The organism is Actinomadura kijaniata (assembly GCF_014138665.1).
GTDB classification, from domain to species: Bacteria; Actinomycetota; Actinomycetes; order Streptosporangiales; family Streptosporangiaceae; genus Spirillospora; species Spirillospora kijaniata.
Genome location: NZ_JACJIA010000016.1, coordinates 84,298 through 103,582, shown reverse-complemented (window position 1 = coordinate 103,582; position 19,285 = coordinate 84,298). Strand labels below are relative to the sequence as shown.

Annotated in this window: 19 protein-coding genes and 1 CRISPR repeat array; of the genes, 2 read left to right on the top strand and 17 right to left on the bottom strand. The window is 68.9% G+C overall.

All coding sequences use genetic code 11. The annotated features are described in order from the left end of the window. Nucleotides 1-60: 60 nt before the first annotated feature. Nucleotides 61-1,349: direct repeats of the CRISPR family, unit length 37 nt; unit sequence GTGGCGCCCGCCCTCCGGGGCGGGCGAGGATCGCAAC. 252 nt (nt 1,350-1,601) lie between these two features. After that, nucleotides 1,602-2,300 carry an ATP-binding protein gene (locus HNR61_RS40590; protein WP_182848456.1) on the bottom strand — a complete coding sequence of 233 codons (699 nt, stop codon included), beginning with the start codon at nt 2,298-2,300 and terminating at the stop codon, nt 1,602-1,604. A gap of 825 nt (nt 2,301-3,125) precedes the next feature. Between HNR61_RS40590 and HNR61_RS40585 the strand changes: the two genes are divergently transcribed. Both HNR61_RS40585 and HNR61_RS40580 read left to right on the top strand, forming a co-directional pair. After that, nucleotides 3,126-4,001 (top strand): helix-turn-helix domain-containing protein, encoded by an 876-nt coding sequence (locus tag HNR61_RS40585; protein WP_220510379.1) that lies wholly within the window; start codon nt 3,126-3,128, stop codon nt 3,999-4,001. 13 nt (nt 4,002-4,014) lie between these two features. Beyond that, on the top strand, nt 4,015-4,230 hold the full coding sequence (locus HNR61_RS40580) for a DUF397 domain-containing protein (protein WP_182848455.1): 216 nt from the start codon (nt 4,015-4,017) through the stop codon (nt 4,228-4,230). 70 nt (nt 4,231-4,300) lie between these two features. Here the strand turns inward: HNR61_RS40580 and HNR61_RS40575 are convergent, their stop codons facing one another. From HNR61_RS40575 to HNR61_RS40500, 16 genes are all read right to left on the bottom strand, one after another. Continuing rightward, entirely contained in the window at nt 4,301-4,882 is a 582-nt protein-coding gene (locus HNR61_RS40575; RefSeq protein WP_182848454.1) for a hypothetical protein, read from the bottom strand. Nucleotides 4,883-5,679: 797 nt separating this feature from the next. Next, nucleotides 5,680-5,937, bottom strand: coding sequence for a superinfection immunity protein (locus HNR61_RS40570; protein ID WP_182848453.1), 258 nt, complete (start codon nt 5,935-5,937; stop codon nt 5,680-5,682). Between the two features lie 18 nt (nt 5,938-5,955). Further along, on the bottom strand, nt 5,956-6,849 hold the full coding sequence (locus HNR61_RS40565; RefSeq protein WP_182848452.1) for a hypothetical protein: 894 nt from the start codon (nt 6,847-6,849) through the stop codon (nt 5,956-5,958). A gap of 24 nt (nt 6,850-6,873) precedes the next feature. After that, nucleotides 6,874-8,904: a toprim domain-containing protein gene (locus HNR61_RS40560; protein ID WP_182848451.1), complete on the bottom strand. Its 2,031-nt coding sequence runs from the start codon at nt 8,902-8,904 to the stop codon at nt 6,874-6,876. After that, on the bottom strand, nt 8,901-9,137 hold the full coding sequence (locus tag HNR61_RS40555; protein ID WP_182848450.1) for a hypothetical protein: 237 nt from the start codon (nt 9,135-9,137) through the stop codon (nt 8,901-8,903). Before HNR61_RS40555 ends, HNR61_RS40560 begins: the two co-directional genes overlap by 4 nt. A 197-nt stretch (nt 9,138-9,334) precedes the next feature. Further along, nucleotides 9,335-10,300: a DUF2637 domain-containing protein gene (locus tag HNR61_RS40550; RefSeq protein ID WP_182848449.1), complete on the bottom strand. Its 966-nt coding sequence runs from the start codon at nt 10,298-10,300 to the stop codon at nt 9,335-9,337. Between the two features lie 11 nt (nt 10,301-10,311). Continuing rightward, entirely contained in the window at nt 10,312-11,784 is a 1,473-nt protein-coding gene (locus HNR61_RS40545; protein WP_182848448.1) for a hypothetical protein, read from the bottom strand. 5 nt (nt 11,785-11,789) lie between these two features. Then, nucleotides 11,790-12,182 (bottom strand): hypothetical protein, encoded by a 393-nt coding sequence (locus tag HNR61_RS40540; RefSeq protein WP_182848447.1) that lies wholly within the window; start codon nt 12,180-12,182, stop codon nt 11,790-11,792. Continuing rightward, a complete protein-coding gene (locus HNR61_RS40535; protein ID WP_182848446.1) occupies nt 12,179-12,988 on the bottom strand; it encodes a hypothetical protein in 810 nt (269 codons plus the stop codon). The genes HNR61_RS40540 and HNR61_RS40535 overlap by 4 nt, the downstream gene beginning before the upstream one ends. After that, nucleotides 12,985-13,395 carry a hypothetical protein gene (locus tag HNR61_RS40530; protein ID WP_182848445.1) on the bottom strand — a complete coding sequence of 137 codons (411 nt, stop codon included), beginning with the start codon at nt 13,393-13,395 and terminating at the stop codon, nt 12,985-12,987. Before HNR61_RS40530 ends, HNR61_RS40535 begins: the two co-directional genes overlap by 4 nt. Beyond that, complete coding sequence (locus HNR61_RS40525; RefSeq protein ID WP_182848444.1) at nt 13,388-13,852, bottom strand: hypothetical protein; 465 nt, start codon at nt 13,850-13,852, stop codon at nt 13,388-13,390. Before HNR61_RS40525 ends, HNR61_RS40530 begins: the two co-directional genes overlap by 8 nt. A 17-nt stretch (nt 13,853-13,869) precedes the next feature. Beyond that, nucleotides 13,870-14,682, bottom strand: coding sequence for a hypothetical protein (locus HNR61_RS40520; RefSeq protein ID WP_182848443.1), 813 nt, complete (start codon nt 14,680-14,682; stop codon nt 13,870-13,872). A 23-nt stretch (nt 14,683-14,705) separates the two neighbouring features. Next, the gene (locus tag HNR61_RS40515; protein WP_182848442.1) at nt 14,706-15,521 is read right to left on the bottom strand and encodes a hypothetical protein; all 816 of its coding nucleotides are present in this window, start codon (nt 15,519-15,521) and stop codon (nt 14,706-14,708) included. Then, on the bottom strand, nt 15,518-15,910 hold the full coding sequence (locus HNR61_RS40510) for a DUF4913 domain-containing protein (RefSeq protein WP_182848441.1): 393 nt from the start codon (nt 15,908-15,910) through the stop codon (nt 15,518-15,520). Before HNR61_RS40510 ends, HNR61_RS40515 begins: the two co-directional genes overlap by 4 nt. Before the next feature lie 91 nt (nt 15,911-16,001). Next, on the bottom strand, nt 16,002-17,813 hold the full coding sequence (locus HNR61_RS40505; protein ID WP_182848440.1) for a type IV secretory system conjugative DNA transfer family protein: 1,812 nt from the start codon (nt 17,811-17,813) through the stop codon (nt 16,002-16,004). After that, complete coding sequence (locus HNR61_RS40500; RefSeq protein ID WP_246444834.1) at nt 17,810-19,282, bottom strand: putative type IV secretion/conjugal transfer ATPase; 1,473 nt, start codon at nt 19,280-19,282, stop codon at nt 17,810-17,812. The genes HNR61_RS40505 and HNR61_RS40500 overlap by 4 nt, the downstream gene beginning before the upstream one ends. Nucleotides 19,283-19,285: the final 3 nt, after the last annotated feature.

Here is a 19,285-nt window from a genome sequence, read left to right as displayed (position 1 = left end):
CTCCGGGGCGGGCGAGGATCGCAACTGCCAAATCGTTCGGGCGCCCTCCTCCCCCCAGCGGTGGCGCCCGCCCTCCGGGGCGGGCGAGGATCGCAACTGCCAAATCGTTCGGGCGCCCTCCTCCCCCCAGCGGTGGCGCCCGCCCTCCGGGGCGGGCGAGGATCGCAACTTCGCGGGTGGCGTCCACCGGGACGGGGGCGTGGATTGTGGCGCCCGCCCTCCGGGGCGGGCGAGGATCGCAACATCCTGGCCGGCGGCACGACCGCCTCGGACATCCGTGGCGCCCGCCCTCCGGGGCGGGCGAGGATCGCAACTGGTTGGGCAGCGCGCCCAACCCGTCCCGCGCCGAGTGGCGCCCGCCCTCCGGGGCGGGCGAGGATCGCAACCCCGAGCTGTCCGTGGCGCTACACGCGCCTCACCTGTGGCGCCCGCCCTCCGGGGCGGGCGAGGATCGCAACTCGCCGGTCGGGCCCTCGCCGAGGAACGGCTCGACGTGGCGCCCGCCCTCTGGGGCGGGCGAGGATCGCAACAACCTCTCGGACGGGACCCGTGCCGTCTACGTGCTGGCGTGGCGCCCGCCCTCCGGGGCGGGCGAGGATCGCAACATGCGTGCGCGCGCGGAGGCGGAGGTGCGCGTGGTGTGGCGCCCGCCCTCCGGGGCGGGCGAGGATCGCAACAACGTCGCGCCGGCCACGTCGGACGTGGTGGCCACGACGGTGGCGCCCGCCCTCCGGGGCGGGCGAGGATCGCAACGCTGCTGGCTCATCGGCGGGGGCTCCCGTCCGGCCAGTGTGGCGCCCGCCCTCCGGGGCGGGCGAGGATCGCAACGGATTCATGCCTGCGCCACCGCTTCCACCCGCCCGGGTGGCGCCCGCCCTCCGGGGCGGGCGAGGATCGCAACCTCACCGACTGGGCACGACTGATCAAGGCGCTGTCGCGGGTGGCGCCCGCCCTCCGGGGCAAGCGAGGATCGCAACGAGGACACCGGCATCGACTACTTGTTCCTGGACGAGGGTGGCGCCCACCCTCCGGGGCGGGCGAGGATCGCAACGTCCGGCTCGGCCGTCACGGGTGGGCCGTAGGCGCCGAGTGGCACCCGCCCTCCGGGGCGAGCGAGGATCGCAACGTGTGGGTCAGCGGGATCGAGCGGGTCGGCGGCGACCGTGGCGCCCGCCCTCCGGGGCGGGCGAGGATCGCAACGGGTCCACGTAGACCGGCAGCCCCTGGAGGGTGCCCAGTGGCGCCCGCCCTCTGGGGCGGGCGAGGATCGCAACGACTGGTGGTGCGACGGCCTGCGCCGCCTGGGCTATGTGTGGCGCCCGCTCTCAGGGGCGGACGGGGATCGCAATATGCGTGGCGGCGGTGGCTTGGCCGAGGCTTCGGAGATGGAGGCCACACCGGCGCGGGCAAGGATCACAGCAATGCCGCTGCTTGCATTACGACGCCGTACGCGGCGGGTGGCGGCCGCCGTCCGCGGGAATGAGCGAGAAGGCATCGTCAAATTTCCGTCGATCAACCCACCGCACCTAAGAGTCACTTGGCTTCCGCTGCCCGTCGCCCTGGAGCGGGATGTCTCAGGACGACGGGTACTCGACGGATGATCAGCAGACTTGTTGGATGAGAGCTTCGACAACATCTTGCAGGTCGGTTAGCGGAAGACGGAGCACTTTATTGGTAGGCGACCCCCAGAGATAGTGGGTACAGGTCACCTGGATACGGAGCTCGTTCAGTGCGATGACCGTGGGCCCGTCCAAGTCGGTGATGTGGATGGGGTGTAGTCCGCGCACCGTTAGCGCCAGAAGAAGTTGCTGTGCGGCGCGTAGTGGGGTGAGGACTGGCGATGGGAACGGTGAACAGTCCTTCAGCGTGAGTGCGAACCAGACTGCTTTGCCGGGGATCGGGTGTGGCTGGAGTCGGGAGCGGGTGGGGTGGGTTCCGGTGTCGGCGGAGAACGCGGTGACGATCGTCAGACCCCTGCCGTTTTCGGCCAGCAGATCGCCGGGGGTGAAGGTCGGCAGGTGGGTGCGATCGGTGTCGAAGACCGAGACCACCAGCTGAGGTTCGGGAACGGTGCGTCGCCAGATCCACAGCTCGTAGGGGCCGCGGGGAGCGTGGAGAAGGCTGTTGCTGGCCAGCTCCGAGACCGCCAGGGCGCCGTCTTCGATAAGAGGTCGGGGAAGGGTGAGCTGGCTCATCACGATGGTCAGTGCCGAGCGTGCGATGGAGGCGCATTCGGGGGTGTCGGGGAGGGAGAAGGCGTGGAAGCCCCCGGCGGCCAAGGGGAAGTTGTTGTTCAGCATGGGAAGCTCCAGCGACCCCGCGAGATGAGGCGTTGGTGGGCGCAGCACGCCTCACCGCAGACGAGCGGGTGGCGAGGGGGAGTGGGGCGTCGTCGTGTCATGGCGGTGAGGAGTCGCCGCAGAAGACCAGGACGCTGGGCCGGAGCGGCTTCTGCGGCTGGGGGATCTTCGCGTGGTTTGATCGGCGGGAGTGAAGGCTCTGGCATGTAGGCGAGTGGCGTGGGGGCTGGCTCGTGTGACGGCGACGGGCTGCTGGCTTGGGCGAGTTGCTGGGTGAACGCGTCGGCGGTGGCAGCGGTGAGGAAGCGGTCGTTCTCGCGGACGTCGTCGGGGAGAAACGCCCAGTAGGAACCGGTCCACTCGCCCCACCACATCACTACGGCCGGGAAGCGTTCTCGGAGTTCGTCCAGGACCTGATCGGGGTCTCGTTCAGTTTGCGCCCATGGAGTGGGAGGGCGCGGACGGGGTGAGGGGGCGGAGTCGACGCGGGTGAAGCAGACCTGCGCTGGGGGCGGCGGGAGCGAGGGCACGTAGGGCTGCTGAGGGTAGGCGGCGTTGTGGCCGCATGCCGGATGCCCTGGGGGAGCGAGCCGCTCGGAGCGGATGTTGCCGGGGTGGAGAGTCGCGGGCTTTCTGCTGGTCATCGCGGTTGCCTCCGCTGCAGAGACCGATCGGGTCGCCGCGCGGCCAGCGGGAGGCCGGGCTGCGCGGCTTCCTCGCAATCGTGACTCGCTGAACTAGAATCTGCAATGCAGAAATTCAAACCAGGCCGATTGGTTATTGGATGTCCGATTGCCCTGATCTCCCCTACGATCGACACGAGCCATGACCGTGCGGGAGGTACAGGTGGCTGACGCGAGACGGAGCCCGACGGTGCGTCGTCGCAGGCTCGGCATTGAACTGCGAAAATTGCGCATTGCGGCCGACATGTCGGCCTTGGAGGTGACCAAGGCCCTGGAGTGGTCACCCGGCAAGGTGACCCGCCTGGAGAAGGCCCAGGCGGTCAAGCCGATGGTCGCCGACACGCGGCTGCTGCTCGACCTGTACGGGGTGCCGGCCGACGATCCCCGCTATGAGGAGTTGCTCACCCTCACCCGCCAGGCGCGCCAGCGCGGTTGGTGGAACTCCTACAAGGACGTGCTGGATGACTCCTATGTGGAGTTCGAAGCAGGGGCGGAGAAGATCCATGCCTTCGAGCTGTCGGTCATCCCCGGACTGCTCCAGACCCCTGCCTATGCCGCCGCCCTGCACCGCGGACGGCTCATCCGTGACCCGGAGGAAGTGGATCGGCTGGTGCAGTTGCGCATGGAACGCCAGCACCTGCTGGATCATGCCGAGCCGCCGTATCTATGGGCGGTCATCGACGAGGCCGCGATCCTGCGACCGTTCGGAACAGTTGACGACCGTCGTGAGCAGCTTCAACGGTTGATCGACACCGGCCCGATGGAGCACGTCACCGTGCAGGTCCTGCCGTTGGAAGCCGGCCCGCACCCGGGACTTGCGGGCTCGTTCGTCATCTTGGACTTCCCCGACGGAGACCCCAGCCTGGTCTACGCCGAGAACCAGCACACCAGCGTGTATCTCGAAGAACGGGTGGAGATTCAGCGCTATAGCATGCTGTTTCAGCATCTGAGCGCGACTGCGCTGAGCCCGGACGCGACGCTCGCGTACCTGGCCAGGACGATTGACCAGCTCAAGTAGAGAAGGTTTCCTCGTGAAGCGTTCCCCCGCAGACGAGCACCGGCTTCAGTGGCGCAAGTCCAGTCACAGCCAAGGGGGAAGCGGCAACTGCGTCGAGACCGCCTATGCCCCCGCGCTCGGCGTTCTGATCCGCGACTCCAAGAACGTCCATGGTCCCGTGCTAGTTCTGCAACCGCAGGCATGGCGAGAACTCGCCGCAACGGTCAAGCAGAACTGCCCAAGGCTGTGACCGACAGACTGAGACGAACAGAGCCCGGCGCCGGTGAACGCGGCGCCGGGCTCTTCGGTGGTAGAGCCTCTCACGAAGAGGTGAGGTGGGTGCGGATCGCTGCGACGGCCTCCTCCGGGGACAGGCTCGGAAGCTCCCGGCCGCGCCCTTGGGCATCGCGGACACGGACAGTGGCGCTGTCGACGGTGAAGTCGTAGGTCGGACCGTGTGGCCAGTCACCCAACATCATCGTGAGCAAGTTGCGGTGCCGACTTTGTCGGCTGAGCGCCAAGACGTCGTCGCTGTCCTTCCCGGGTGCGGTGATCCAGTAGGTGATGGACCCACCGCACCCGCCGACCGGCTCCCGGCCCGACTTGATGTGCTCGATGGCATCCTCAACGCACTCGAACACCACCAGGCGCGGGGCGAGCGCGACGCTCAACTCGTCATCGAAGGCGCCGGCGAACGACTCGATCAGCTCGCGGCGACCGATGTAGACCAGTGAACGGTCGTTGGGGGCGGTAAAGACATCGACCAGCAGCGCACGAACGAAGGACGCGGCCCCCGTGCCCACCAAGCCCATGCCGCCGTGCCGGACCAGGTACCGGGTGATGCCGTCGGCTCCAGCAGCCGGAAGAGGGCCGAGCGGCCGTGGGGTTTGAGGGGTGGCCATCGAAGCCATCGGATGCTTCCAGCGAGGCGGGCGAAGCGTGCCGAGGGCACCAGCTCCTGACCGGGCACGCCCGAGAGCCGGACTCGGCTTGGCGACGCGCCGGCAGACCAGGCTCACGATGAGCAGAAGCAAGGCTCCGATGGTCACGACGGCTGGTCTCGTTGTCGATTCGCCGCTGGCTCGAAGAGCCAAACCGTCGGATGTGGCTTGTTGTTCGGGCGGGCGATGAACCCCTGCCTGGGAGGAGCCGTTCGCAGGCAGCGGCAGAGCAGAGTCAGCGGATGAAGTTGGTCCTGGGGCGGATGGGACGTCTCTGTCGTCACGGCTGACGGAGGAAGAAGTGTTGTGATCGGCCGGTGAGCGATCTGCTGCGTTGCGGGAGCCCAACGCTGAACGGCCAGGACCAGATGGACCTTGTACGCCCTGCCGGGTCACTTTGCCAGGAGAGAGTCCTGGTCGAGTGGATGCCTTGCGGATCTTCTTCGATGCTCTGGTGCGTCCCCCGGGAGGTTTCATCGACTGCTGTAGTGCCTTGTAGACGTCCATGTTTCCAGCGGCGATCTGCTGCTTCACCTTCTGGCAGAAAGCTTTCTGGTCGACCAGGGCAGCGGCTGTTCCCTTGAGGTTTGGGCATGCGATGCGTTGGGGCGCGGCGAGGCTGCTTGGTGCTCCTGTCAGGACGAACGTCAACGTCGCCCCAGCAAGGACGGCATGACGCCAGTAGTTGCTCATGTCTGTGCGGGCCGTTTCCTCTGCGGTCGCGATGGGTTGCTTCGCTGATGGGCGGCGGGACAGGGTCACCTTCCGGGCGGAGGCGGTGGAGGGGGCAGCGACGACAAGAGATCGCGGCGACGTGGAGCTCTGATGGCGAGCATGAGAGCGACCGGCCAGCCGAGGAAGGTCACGCAGCCGATGACGTTGAACAGCAGGATGAGGGAGATCTCCTCCGCGCCTCTGATGATCGCGATCAACGTCGGGAGAAGGGCGACGAGCACGGCGAGGGCGACAAGGAGCAGCGCCAGCCAGAAGTTGAGGTCGTCGGTGAAGGCGTTCACGGTCGGCTCCTGTGATGCTCAGAGGTTGCGGCGACGGTTGCGGTCGGGAACCTGGACCGGTGTCCTTCTGGCGGACGACTGGTGGGCAGACCAGGTGGACGGCGCGGTCAGTGCTTCGTCGATGGTCAGTGGGAAGCCCTCGTCGGCAAGTGCGCCTTCGGACGTGGCGATCCCAGACGAGCTGCTCGCGGCGCGGACCGGAACGGCCTCGGCGATGACCTCTTCCGGCAGGTTGGTGGTGATCTCCAGCATGGTGCGCAGTTCGATGGGGCTGGGGTCGTGCCCCCTGGCCTTGCACCTGGACCGTAGGTCGGCGGCGATCTGCCGGGCGCGTTCCCGCCGCACGGCCTCTTCCATCTCCGAGCGGCTGGGGCCATGCGGATTAGCCGCCCAGGTGGTGCCATCGCCTTCCGTGAGGGCGGGACGGGAGACGGGGGCGTGGCCGGTGCGGGTGTGGGGAGCATGGTTGAAGAAGGGCGCCGCCTCCTTCATCGCGGCCAGACGGTCCGTGCCGTCGTCGCGGAGCCGGTCGTAGCGCTCCATCCCGTACGGGTGCAGCTCGCGGAGACGGTCTTCGCACTTGCCTACGGCGGATCCGGCAGAGGTGAGCTCGTTGGCGTAGGGCAGCGCGGCAGCCCAGGCCTGCCCGACCTCCACGAGGTTTGCTGTGCGGAGCCACTCACGGTCATGAGCGGGCGACCAGCGTGCTCGTGCTTCCTCCAACGCGGCTTTGCGCAGGGCCTCTGTGCGTTTGAGCGCGGCTTCCTCCTTGGCATGCCGGGCGTCCCGTAGTCGCTGACGCAGTTGCTTGTGAAGCTGTCTCCCGGCGGCTGCGATCGCGACGAACTGGGTGATGCGCTGGCCGCTGAAAGTCAGACCTTCGGTGAATGGGTCGGGGTGCTGTTCGGACATGAGAACTCCTGTGCGTTGGAACCGTCAGGGGGACGGGTGCCGGGATGCCGTGTTGCGAGGGGTGGTCTTCGCTTTGGCTGCGGGGGTGTAGGAGGTTTGCGGGACTATGTGGAGTGGCTCGGGGAAGTCCTCGGCTGCCGTGGTGCTCGCCGGGGGGACGTTGGGGCTGACCGCGGTGGCGACGGCGTGGGTTACCTCCGCTGGGGGGAGGCCGGTGGCGGCGGCGACGCGGGCCACCTGGCGGGCGGCTTGGCCGGGAGACATGCGGGCGATGAGGTTGGCGGTGGCATGGAGCGCCGCCAACCTTCTTTCGGCGAGGTCGAGCTTTCCTCCGGCTCGTGCGACCTCTGCGTCAACCACCAGGTCAGCAAGCTGTACTACTGAATGTAATGAGTCGAGTACAAGTTTGGCACCCCCGTGGCGCAAGAGGTCCGCAGGGTCCTGACCTTCAGGGAGAACGACGGCTTCGACCGGACCGCTGACCTCGCGGAGGAGCGACCAGCAGCGTCGCACCGCTCGTTGCCCGGCGCTGTCGCCATCGAAGGCCAGCACGATGCCCACCTGGTCTAGAGGGGCATGTCGCGCCAGTTGCTCCAGATGGTCGGCGGTGAGTGCGGTGCCGCAGGGAGCGAGGGCGACATAACCGTCCGGCTGCGCGGAATGGACGGCGAGAACGTCCAACGGCCCTTCGACGATCAAGGGCCGAGCCCCTGCGGCGAGACGGTCACGGCCCTCGAACAGACCGAACAACGTCTGGCTCTTTTGGAACACAGATGTGGCCGGGGTGTTGAGGTACTTGGGCCCTCGGGCGGCGTCGGAGCGGCGGCCGATGAAGCCGACCACGGTCCCGTCCGCCTCCCGCAGGGGCAGGATCAGCCGGTCGATGAACAGGGCGGAGAGCGTGCCATCGGCACGGCGTACGAGACCCGCTTCTTCGAGTACCGCATCCGTGAAGCCCAAGGCTCTGAGATGCGCGACCAGCGCTTGGCCGGCCTTGGGCGCGTAGCCGGTTTCCCAGAAGTGGTGAACGTCGTCAGGGAACCCGCGAACGGCCAGGTAGCCGGGCACCCAACTGTTCTGTCTCTGGGTTTGGAAGAACGCATGCGCGGCGGCCAGGGCGTTGATGACCTCACGCGAAGGGGAGGGCGGCTTCGGCTTCTTCGGGGGAGGCGTTGGTGGGGGACTGGCTGTTGTCGCAGGAACTCTTGGTTTGGGAGGCGAGGGTGCTGGGGTGGACGGAACGGTGTCCAGTTGCTTGCGGATGCGTTCAGCAGTCTTGAGGACCTGGGTTCCGACGCTCCGGACGGCGGCGAGGGGGAGCGAACGAGGGTCTTTTCCTGCCCAGGACGGAACGGGCGGGAAGGAGAGCCGCTCCGTGTCGATCCCCAACCTGGCCAGAACCAGATAGGCGATTGAGTCGGCTCGGACCCGTCGTGTGCCCTGGCAAGGCGCGTTCTCCTGCGGGTCAGGCCGTTCTCCGGCCTGGAGGACGTGGGCGAACTGGTGGGCCAGCAATGTGCTCGCCGTGCTCGCGTCCATTCCGTCGGGGATGACGATCCGGCGGGTGGGGTCTCCCAGGTAGGTCCAGGTGGCTCCGCGGTCGATGTACAGGTCCAGGCGTTCCGCCAGGCGGACCAACCGCTCCAGAGCGCTCTCGGGGGTGGGCGAGGTGCCGGGTTTCCCCTCACCGGGATGGTCGAGGTCGGGGCCGTCGGTCTGCGCTCGGTCGAACACCGAGTACACGGTGCCGCGCCCCGAGATGATCCGGATGCCGTGCTCGCCCTTACGGACCTGCCGTCCGTGCCGCTTCCACTCGTCGTAGGTGCGGACCTCGGTCGCCGTGGCACGTTGCAGCGGGACCAGCAGTGTGTTGGCGAAGCCGTAGCGTCCGTGCAGGTCGGCCTGCTTCAGCCAGGTCGTCCAAGGCAACCGGCCCTGATGAAGCTCGCTGGTCCGGTATTCGACGGCCTGCTGCAGAACGGCGAGTTGGCGCTGCTGTTCCCGGACGCGGGGATCGTCCGCATCGTGGTCGGCAGGGGAAGGCGGAACGGTCATCGCTGGTGCCGCTCCAGCATCCAGAGCAGGCGGCGGGCTATGTAGCGGACGTCGCCGGTCGGTCCCAGTAGCTGGCCGTGCGTGGTGACGTAGGCGTAGGTGCCCTCGGCGCCCGCGCACATCACGGTCGTGCTCCAGCCTCGCCAGTAGAGGCGGAGCTTCCAGCGACCACTTCGTGCCCGGCGAACCCGGACGCGTGCTCCGAGCTCGGTCAGTTCGTGTCGTAGTCGCATCAGGTGTGCCTGTCGCTCCTGCGATTCGGTGCGAGGCGTCGTGGCGAGCGACGACATGGGGGTCACCTCCGGTTGATGCTTGCCGACGGACGCGGAGTCCATCAACTAAAGTTAATGAGAAGACGTTGCGGTGTCGGCGGTCGTGATGTCAACGGTGATTGATGGGTTTGAAGGTAAAGAACTTTGATGGTCGGGGGTTACGTGGGCGTGTGTCCGGGGTTGGCTTCCATGTGGGCGAGCGCGATCGCGCGGAGTTCGCCCAGTCGCTCGTTGGCGATCGCGAAGCCCCGGTCGCGGAGGCGCCCGCCGAACTCGGCGCGGGTGAGACGCAGTCCCTGCCGATGCGCTTCGGTGAGGACCTGTTCCGCCGCGTCGAGGAGGTCCTCTTCCAGCCAGTCGGGACGATGCGGTCGCTTGGCGCGGTCGCCGTTCTCGGCTGCCGTCAGGAGGAGCGGGAAACCGAGCCTGGACTGGGCTGGGAGCAGCCGTAGAGCCAGGCGCTCGGTAAGGGGAGCTCGCCACCGCCACGCGAATCGGCCGTACTGCTGCGCCATGCCCGAGACCGCGAGCAGATACCGATACTCCAGGTCGAGGGCTTCGCGGTAGGTGGTGATCTGCCACAGCGCCATCCGCCGCCACAGCATCGCCGTGGAGAACGGTGCGAGCGCCCAGCGGCGGGTCGGGATGCGCTCGGTCCGGGTGCCGGTGGTCAGTCCGACCCAGCGCCGGATCAGGTGCCGGACACCTTCGACGGCGGTGATGAACAGGATCGGCATCGCCGCGTGCAGCACGCTTCCGGTCGGGTCTCCGCCTGCCGCGACGACGTTCACGGCGACCGTTGCGGCGATGTAGCACCAGGCGACCCAGCGCAGTACCGGCCAGGGCAGGCCGAAGTACTCCATCAGCAGGTCCCAGGCGAGCAGAGCCAGGATGCCCACGTCCATGCCGATGGGGACGATCCAGGCCAGCTCGCCGAACCACGGCTGCGCCACGGTCCGCACGGTGGTGAACGACCCGACTCCGCCGAGCACGGCGAGAGCCATGATCAGAAGGGCCAACGCGCACGCGACGACCTTGATCGCTGTGGTGTGCGTGCCGCGCGGTAACGCAGGAGCGGAGGGGCCGTGGGACGGGTGGCGAAGGGGGCCGGAAGCGCTGCTCATCGGGGCGTCCTTCATGTGCTTTGTGATGAGGGGCGGGGGAGGTAGCTGGTCGTTCTCGTAGAGGTGTGTGCTTGGGGCGCCGGGCTCGGGGCTGCTTGAAGGGCTTCGGTGATCGGGCGTGGGAAGTCCTTGCTCGCGAGGGCTGCCGGCGCGGGGGCGGCGGCTCGTCGGAGAGCGAGGGCTGTCTCGTCGGTAGGCGTGAGATCGTGCAGGGCGCGACCGAGCCTGGCGAGAACGCGTTGCCCCGCGACCTGGACGTTCTTGTACATGTTGCTCAGCTCTCTCGGCTGACGGGAGGAACCGGGGCCCCGCCGCGGACCGCGCATGGCGATGTCGTTTACGGCGGCCTGGTGCTGCGCTGCGATGGTGTTGTACGTCTCGATGGACTTCAGCGCGGCCAGGCCGATCAGCCTGACCTCCCGCAGAGAGGGAGCCAGCCGTTCGGGAGGCGCCGGTGCGAACCGGGAGCGGTGGGTGGGTGTCCAGGACGGGTCGGCGTAGGTGAGCCTGCCGAGGCGGAGAAGCAGATCGCTGGCGTCGACCGAGGCGGTGCTGACCGGATCGTGGTGCATGGCGGCGAGGTCGTGCCACCGACGGGCGATGGCTTTCCATCGTTCCGCGACGCGCTCCAGAGAACGGGCCGCCCTGGTCAGGTTGGCGGAGGTCTCCCGGTCGCCGAGCTGTTCGGCCCGCACGCTGAGCGTTCCGACAAGGCACTGGCTGATCCCGGTAGTGACGGCGGCAGCCCTGGCCAGATAGCGCCAGGTCGCCACCGAACTGGGCTCCTCGACGGCGTTCAGCCGACGGATGCTGGCGTCGATCCCCGCGAGAGCCTGGTGAAGGTCTTCGCCCTCTTGGGGACGGACGCGGTCGGGAACGTCGCGGATGGGGATCGCGGCTATGCCGCCGTCGTCGGCTTGGCCATAGCAGTGAGTGATGAGAGCGGCCTTGATGAGCGACAGCGCTGCCGGTTGCGCGGCGGGACTGGCGCGCAGCGCGACGTGACCGACCACGGAGGCGTACTCGCTGAGCATGCGCAGCAGGGATCGGGCGGTGTCGGTCGCGGCGATGACCGAGGCGGTGGGTGTCAGGGGAGTCTCCGCCGCCCGGGCAGCCGCGGTGAAGTGGGTCGACAACAGATCCAGCCCGCAGCCCAAGGCGGTGGAGGTCGCGCGGAGCAGTTGCGACAGCGAAGGGCCGTTCAACTCGGAGTCGGGCGGTGCACCGAGAGCTTCACCGGCGTCCCGGAGCAGGACGCTGGTCCGCCGGGCGGCGTCCCGCACACCGGAACCGTCGGTGTAGGGGACGCCGAACCCGGTGGCGATCCGGTCGGTGTAGCGGCCGAGCACCCGGCACAGCCGCGCCACCTCGGCGATGGTGTCGGGGTGGACCGCCTGCGCGCCGAAGTCGGGATGGTGGAGGAACGAGCGGACCTCGGTGAGTTGCTGGTGAGCGAGCGAGGCCATCTCCCCGAAGGTGACCACGGCCGCTACCGGAGCGCGTCGCGCAGACGGCCGGCGTGCAGGGCGGCCGTGAGGCAGGCCATGGTGTCCACGGGATCGTCGGCGGTCTCGGCGGCGATGATGAGCACTCGGGTGACGCGGTCGGTGGTGTCGGCCAGTGCCGCCAAGGACCTGATCAGCAGGCTGGTGGGCGTGGTGGGAGGCGTCGTGTCGTCGGTGGAGGTCGACGGCGGCAGGGAGGGGGCCATCGCCAGGACGGCCAGGGCGTCGGCGGCTTCGCCTTCGGCCAGGCCCAGCTGGATGTAGCCGTCGGGGAGCCGGTCGGCGACCGCGGTGATGACGGTCTTGGCGTGGGCCAGGTCCTCGTGGACGTTCCGCAGGATGGCGGCGAGGCTGGTGCTGTGGGTGTTGTCGCTCATGCAGAAGGGCCTCTTTCAGGTGGGTGAGCGGCGTCTTGGTGACGCTGAGGACGAGAGGGTGCTGCGGGCGAAGTGGGGTCGGCTGGGAATCCCTCGGTGATGTCGAGGGGAAAGTCACGGGCGGCGAGCCGGGCTGGATTTCCGGTGGGGCGTGCGGGCCGTTCGAGTTCGGCACCACGTCGCGAGATCTTGGAGCTGAGGTCTTGCAGCAGCTCGTTGGGGCGGGTGCCGCTCCAGTCGCTCAACGCCTCCAGCAGGCGATTGGTCTGCCCCTGGTACTTGGAGTACATCGGGCTACCGGGGCGCATATGCGCCGCCGCTTCCACCAGGGCGGCTTCCGCCTGCACGGCGGTGGTGACCGGAGGATCGACACCTTCGACCGGAGGGAACGGCGGTGCCGGCTCCAGAGAGACGGCGCGTTCCTGGTGGAGGTAGGGCAGGCCGGGGACCTTGACCAGGTAGAGCGACTCACCGTGTGCTTCGTCGATCTCGATGACCGTGCCGCGCCGGTTGGGGATCAGCCGGATCTGGACCTGGTCGCCGACCTCGTAGATACGGGCGGCGGCGACTTCGTCGGCGTGTATCCGGTGGCCGGTCGCGACGGCTTGGGCGAAGTCGACGCCGTGGACGGTGGCGAGATGCTCCAGGTCGCACAGCAACGCGCTCAGCACGTCGCGGAGGTAGTCCGGGTCTTGGGGGTGTGGGGTGTTGTCGGGGTCGAGCAGGGAGGCGCGTTCGTAAGCGGTCAGGGCCTGCTTGGCGTTGGAGATCTGCTGGGTGTGCGGGGAATCGCCGTTGCTGCTCATGGCACCTGCCTGAGAGCGGCGTAGACCAAGCCCGTGTGGCGAACGGCTCCGAGGCAGGCGACACGGTCCGCAGGGTCAGCGGCCAGGTTGACGGCGTTCAGCAGCGCTCGGGAGACCGTCAGGCTCAGGTCGGCGACGGTTGCAGCGAGTTCGCGGTGCCGGTCGCTGGCGAAAGCGGCCCTGCTTGGCCAGATGAGCGTGGGGGCTTCCAGCAAGGCACCGGAGGCATGGGTCGCCTCGTTGTAGGCGGTGACATAGGCCGGGCGGGTCTGGAGAGGCGCGATCTCGGTCAGCAGCAGGGTGCCTCGTTCGACCATCTCCAGGCCGATGAACGAAGTTGCCAGCAGCCCGGAAAGGGAGTCGGCGGCTTCGAGCTGCCGAGTGACGAAGTCGATGTGGTCATCCATGGTTGTCTCCGGGAAGCGCTGAGCTGGTGGCGCGGGAGCGGTGCAGTTCCAGGCACAGCCCGTGGACCCGCAACGTGGCGCGCAGGGTGGCGAACGCGTCATGGGGTTCCGACGCCTGGCGTGCGCTTTCCAGGAGCGCCATAGTCAGGACTTCGGCGAGAGTGAGCAGCTCACCGGTGACGGTGGCGGGGTCGTCGATGGCCAGCGCGACGGTGGGAGGCGGGCTGGTGATCGGCCAGCGCAGGGACGGCACCGCGGCCAGCGCCGCCCGCGCGTGTGCGACGTGCCGTTGGACAGCGGCCCAGCGGGGTGGAGGGTCAGGCGCGTCGAGGAACGCCAACTCTTGGACGGCGTTCTCGATGAGTTCGAGGGCGTAGTAGGCGGCGGCGAGACGTTGGTGCAGGTCCTGCTGGCGTGCCAGCTCTTCGGCGGTGCGACGGATCAGCGGGATGGACATGCTCTTCTCCTGCGAAGTCAGCGAGGGGCGTTGTGCTGCTGGGTGGGGCGCGGCTTCGCTGTCTTCGGCCGGGTGGTGGAGACGGTCGGGTCGTCGGCGGGTTCCGGAGAACTCGGGAAGCCCTCGGCGGCGAGCCGGGCGGGGTGTGTCGATAGGGGTCCGCTGGGGAGCTTCAGGGCGTCGGCCGCGGCCTTGAACTTGGGGGCGAGCACTTCGGCCATGCGCTCTTCGGTCAGACCGCTCCACTCGGCGAGCGCGGGGAGCAAAGCATTGAAGTCGGCGACGCGCTCGCGGTCGGGGAGTTGGCCGTGTTCGGTGGCTGAGAGCATGGAGGCGGCGGCGTTGGCCAGGACGCGTTCGGCGCGCACGGGATCGACGACCGGCCCCTTGCTGGTTCCGACTGCGCGGAACGGTGGGGCCGGTTCGAGCTGGTCGGCGCGGAGACGGTCGTTGCGGGACGCGCCGGGGAAACGGACGAGGTAGTCGCGGCCTCCGTCCTCGGCGGGCAGGACGTTCGCCACCGTTCCCCGGACCGGCAACTGCGCCCGTTCGGCTTCGCGCGTTGCTTCGCCGGTGAGCTGGACGAGGGAGTCGAGTGCGAAGACGCCCTCTTCGGCGCGTTCACCGGCGTAGGTGAGCCGGGCGGTTTCGAGCGCCTGGTCGAAGTCCACGCCGTGCAGGGAGCAGTAGTGCATCAGGTCGGACAGAACGTCGGAGATGAGCTCGTCTTCGGGGAGCGGGGTATCGATCCCGAGATCGATGAGTTCGCGGTAGGAGTGGAGGACGAGGCGGCCGAATTCGGCGAAGTCGACGTTGTCGCGTTCGGGCATGAAGATCGCTCCGTTGCGGGTCGTCAGTGGTCGGGGCGGGGGTGGCGGGGCGAAGGCTGCGGGCGGCTGTCCGGAGAGCGTCCGGCGGACGGGGTCTCGGGGATGCCGTCGGCCAGATCGCGGGGGAAGTCGCGACCTGCGAGTCGTGCGGGGGCTTCGGACGAGGCGGCTGCCCCCTGCATGGCGCGATGGATCTGCGGGATGAGGACGGGCTGGATGCGTCGCGACGGAACGCCTGCCCAGTTGCCCAGCTCGACCGCCAGGAGAGCGTGATCCACAAGGTCGGCGGACGACGGAACCTCGTTGGAGCCGGTGGATCGGAGGACGCGCGCAGCCACCTTGATGAACGCCCGTTCCGCGTCAGCGGCGTTGGTGACCGTGCCGCGAGAGGTCTCCACCTCGGGGAACGGTTCGGCCGTGCGCAACTCCGCCGAGGCCATGCGGAACTGCCGGGCGGGGACACCGGGGAAAACGACGGTGTACTCGGCCTCGCCCTCGGACGAGAGGTGAACGGAGCTGACGTAGCCACGTGTCTTGGGCACGGTGGGGCGGGCGTGCTCCGGATCCGCTTCGACCGCGTCGTTCACTCGCCAGCCGCCGTCCGGGCGTTCCTGCCGGATCTCCCGGTCACTTCGCCGTGACTGCGACGCGGTGAGGAGGGAGATCCAGTCGAAGTCGAGGCCGTGGTGGGTGATGTAGACCGACAGGTCGGCCAGCAGTGCGCGGATCAGGGCTTCGGTGATGACCGGACGACCGCGGAAGCTGAGGCCGCCGGGCGGAAGGACGGCTCCCTCGTAGGCGTCCAGGGCGATCTCGGCGGAGGTGACGTGGTCTTTCATCGCCGGTCACCTTCACTCCCGTCCCACCAGCCGTCGGGGACGGGAGCGAGCCGGGCCGGACGCGCCTCCAGATGCTCGTCCTCGGTGCACTGGTAGAAGGGGCCGCGCGGACCGAGCAGCACCGGGAGCTGGTGGTCGAGGTGGTCGCGGTACCACAGGCCCATGCCGGTGGCTCCCTGGAGGCGCGCGGCCTCCCACGAGTACCAGAGGGACTGGAGGCGGGAGATGGCCTCGGCGTGCCGCCACCACTGGGCGCACCAGCGGAACTCGCCGCCGAGGGTGCGCCGGAACATCGGCACGAAGTGACGGGTGACCCAGTCCGTCAGGGACGGGTAGAGCGGTTTGGGGCTCTCGGTTACGGGCTGGCTGTCCTTCTGAAGTTCGGACACGGCTGCTGCTCCAGGTGCGTGAAGGTCGTGAAGTTCATTGCGGTGGTGCCTTTCTTGTGCGGTGGTGCGGGGACGTCGTGCGAGGTGAAGCTCAGTCGGTGCGCTTGGTCAGGTCGGTTTTCCTGCGGTGGTGGCGGCGGGCGCCTTCGGCGATGGCGCTGTCGGCGGCCTGGATCGCCTTGTTGATCGAGGCGGCGTGGGGGCCCCGATACCAGGGGCGCAACCTGATCAGGGCCGGCTTGGTGCCGGTGGCCAGCAGCAACGCGGTTCCGGCGGGCAGGGCGCGGATGTCGGCGGCCTCCAGGATCTCCTGGCGGCGCAGGGAGATCTGTTCGGAGGCGCGACCGTCGCTGTAGGTGATGGAACGGACCGGGACGTCGTGCTGACCGACGAGGGTGGCCAGGTCCTTCGTCAGGCGGGGTGAGTCGATGCCCGCGCCGATGAGCTTGCGGGTGGCCGCGCCCCACAGCGCCGCCATGCCGGGCTCGCCCCAGACGGTGACGCCCTGTTCGTAGGACTGGAGGATGGTCACGGGGATGATGCCGCGCGAGCCGAGGTGGGAGTAGAGCTGGGGCAGGTCGGCGATGCGGCAGATGTTGGCGGCCTCGTCCAGGGCGACCACCATCGGCGGGTCCAACCGCCCGCCGGACTGTTCGGCTTGGCGCTCGGCGGCGCGCATGGTGAGGTCGGTGAGCGCGGCGACCAGCGGAGCCGCCGCCGACAGCGACTTGGACAGCAGGTACAGGGTGTCGCAGGAGGCGGCGAACTCGTCGGGGTCGAAGACGGGAAGGTCGTCGTGCGGGGTGACCCAGGCGAGGATCTCCTGGTCGCGCAGGCATTTGGCGGCGGTGCGAGCGGTCTGGTAGATGCCGTCGCGGGTCTCCACCGCACCGTTCTGGGTGCCCCTCAGCGAGGACGCCAGCAAGCTGAATCCGGCTTTCTGGAGGAGCTCGATCGGGGTGGGAACGGCGGGCTCGTCCAGCCAGTGCGCGACGTGGTGCAGGGTGCGCCCGGATGTGGCGGCGGCCAGGAACAGCGCGCACAACAGATCCTGTGCGGCCGGTCCCCACAGGTCCTTCTTTTGGTCGTCGGCGACGGTGAGGACGAAGTGCCCGGCCAAGCGGTGGGCCTCCTCGACGGTAGTCAGGTGGGAGAGCAGGTCGCACCACCAGTCCTGGAACTGGAAGGTGATGTGCTGCGGGTCGAACAGCCAGACCTTGCCGCCGGTGCGTTCGGCGCGGACGGTGGCGATGGCCGACCAGAGGTCCGCCTTGTTGCTGGTGGCGATGACCGGGCCGGGCGCCGACAGCACGTGCGGGATGCTCTGGGTGGTGGTCTTGCCCGAGCGCGGGGCCATGAACGCGACCACCGTGTCCTCCCACGAGGTGAACAGCGTCGGCCCGGTCCGATCGCCGGGGCGGAGAACGTCGCCGAGCACCAGGCCGATCTGATCGTGGTCCAGCCGTTCGGGGGTGCTGCCGGTGAGGGAGCGGCGCAGGGAGATTGCTTTGGAAGCCGTGGCCGCCGGGCTCAGCTCGCCCAGGCGAGGGTTGTCGGCGAGGGCGGCGATCGGGTCGCCGGGCGTCGGTCTACGGGTGGCGATTCGCAGCCAGATGATCCAGACCAGGGCCGTCAGCCCGACGACGAGGGCCAAGAGGAAGGTCAGGACGAGTGGGGTGGGGGTGCCGGGCCAGGCGCGGTCGGTGTGACGGCGCGTAACGGCCAACAGGAAGTCGGTGCCGAACGCCATCACGCGCCCGCCGGTCAGTGCCGCGGCGCACTTGGCGGCGGCCCACACCACCCACAGGCCGCCGACCGATACCCAGCAGCCGATCAGCACCATCCATCCGGGGGCGGCGCTGGAGTTCCAGATCGAGGGACGGGGCCCGAGAGCGCGGGTCATGCCTCACCCCGGATGGCCTGGTCGGTGTCGTACAGCTCGACCTCGGGTCCTACCAGCGACAGTTCGACGGGGATGCCGAGGCGTTCACCGGTCTTGATCAGGTACTTGCCGCGCCCAGGATGGCGGACGCCCGGCTGCCAGGAGTCGGGGGCCGACCAGGAGGCGACGAGGTGTTGTTCGGGGCCGGTGAGCGGAGTGATCTCGTGAACGCGGGTGAGTTCACGCGGTGGCAGCCCGGCCAGCACCGTGATGGCGGAGCGTTCGACGAAGCCACGGGCCTTGGCGCGGTCCTCCTCGGTGGAGAGCGCGTCCAGGTCGGAGAGCGAGTGGGTGATCATGATCGAGGCCATGCCCTTGGCCCGGTTGAGCCGGGTGAGGGCGTCGGCGTGCTCGACCAGGCCCGGTGCGCCGCGCAGCGCCCGCCACAGCTCGTCCATCACGCCCAGGTAGGCGCGGCGTCTCCCGCCGGGCTCGGTGAGGGCTGCGCTGGCGTCGACCATGCCGAAGGCGTAGGCCCAGGTGCACAGCATCGCGGCGGTCAGCAGCTTGTCCCCGGCGGCGCGGACACGGGAGATGTCCATGCTGATCGCTGGTGCGTCCAGGTCCAACGGACGGGAGGTGGGGCCGTCGAAGACGCCGGCCAGCGACCCCGACACGAGGAGGTCGAGGGTGAACACCAACTCGCGGGTCTGCTGCCGGTAGAGCTTGACCGAGTCGGTGCGGGTGACCGCGCGCAGCTCGGCGGGGCCCTGCTCCAGGACGCGCAGCACGTCGGGCACGGTGGGCTCGTGGGACAGCCGGTCATCGAGCAGGTCGATGGCACGGCCGAGGACGACCTCCTCAGCGTTGGTGATGCGGGCCTCGCGGACCAACGTCGCCAGCGCCATCAGCAGTGACAGGCGGCGGGAGCGGACCTCCCAACGGAGAGTTTCGGCCTCGGTGCCGTTCATCGAGCGCCACACGTGGGCGAGCGGTCCGGCGTCGAGCGGGTTGATGCGGTCGCAGCCGCGGCCGATCCGGATCACCTGGCCGCCCAGGTGCTCGACCAGCCGGGTGTAGTCGGGCTTGGTGTCGCCCAGCACGATCGGCGTGGTGCCGGTGGCGACCGCACCGGTCACCAGGCGTTTGACCAGGGTGGACTTGCCGGTTCCGGGTTGGCCGAGGACGAACACGCCGGGGTTGGTGACCAGCCCGGCGCGCTGCCAGGCCAGCGGGTCCAGGCAGACGACCTCGCCCCATAGCTGGTGGCGGCCGATCGGCGTTCCGGCGGTCGGGGTGCCGGAACCGGCGGTGAACGGGTAGAGCCCGCAGATCTGGCTGGTGGTGGCCTGGAACTCGGGTGCGGCTTCGACGTGGGCGGCACGGCCGCCGTCGCGATGCTTCCATCCCCATGCGGGGGCGATCGGTTCGGCCATCGCCTCGGCCTCGATGCCGGACGGCGGGTCGGTGGTGGGAGCGCGAAGTTTCAAGGG

What these genes read in the sequence shown, in the direction of transcription:
- HNR61_RS40590 (WP_182848456.1), bottom strand. Translation starts at nt 2,300, where the DNA reads ATGCTGAACAACAACTTCCCCTTGGCCGCCGGGGGCTTCCACGCCTTC.
- HNR61_RS40585 (WP_220510379.1), top strand. Translation starts at nt 3,126, where the DNA reads ATGACCGTGCGGGAGGTACAGGTGGCTGACGCGAGACGGAGCCCGACG.
- HNR61_RS40575 (WP_182848454.1), bottom strand. Translation starts at nt 4,882, where the DNA reads ATGGCCACCCCTCAAACCCCACGGCCGCTCGGCCCTCTTCCGGCTGCT.
- HNR61_RS40565 (WP_182848452.1), bottom strand. Translation starts at nt 6,849, where the DNA reads ATGTCCGAACAGCACCCCGACCCATTCACCGAAGGTCTGACTTTCAGC.
- HNR61_RS40560 (WP_182848451.1), bottom strand. Translation starts at nt 8,904, where the DNA reads ATGACCGTTCCGCCTTCCCCTGCCGACCACGATGCGGACGATCCCCGC.
- HNR61_RS40555 (WP_182848450.1), bottom strand. Translation starts at nt 9,137, where the DNA reads ATGCGACTACGACACGAACTGACCGAGCTCGGAGCACGCGTCCGGGTT.
- HNR61_RS40550 (WP_182848449.1), bottom strand. Translation starts at nt 10,300, where the DNA reads ATGAGCAGCGCTTCCGGCCCCCTTCGCCACCCGTCCCACGGCCCCTCC.
- HNR61_RS40540 (WP_182848447.1), bottom strand. Translation starts at nt 12,182, where the DNA reads ATGAGCGACAACACCCACAGCACCAGCCTCGCCGCCATCCTGCGGAAC.
- HNR61_RS40535 (WP_182848446.1), bottom strand. Translation starts at nt 12,988, where the DNA reads ATGAGCAGCAACGGCGATTCCCCGCACACCCAGCAGATCTCCAACGCC.
- HNR61_RS40530 (WP_182848445.1), bottom strand. Translation starts at nt 13,395, where the DNA reads ATGGATGACCACATCGACTTCGTCACTCGGCAGCTCGAAGCCGCCGAC.
- HNR61_RS40525 (WP_182848444.1), bottom strand. Translation starts at nt 13,852, where the DNA reads ATGTCCATCCCGCTGATCCGTCGCACCGCCGAAGAGCTGGCACGCCAG.
- HNR61_RS40520 (WP_182848443.1), bottom strand. Translation starts at nt 14,682, where the DNA reads ATGCCCGAACGCGACAACGTCGACTTCGCCGAATTCGGCCGCCTCGTC.
- HNR61_RS40515 (WP_182848442.1), bottom strand. Translation starts at nt 15,521, where the DNA reads ATGAAAGACCACGTCACCTCCGCCGAGATCGCCCTGGACGCCTACGAG.
- HNR61_RS40505 (WP_182848440.1), bottom strand. Translation starts at nt 17,813, where the DNA reads ATGACCCGCGCTCTCGGGCCCCGTCCCTCGATCTGGAACTCCAGCGCC.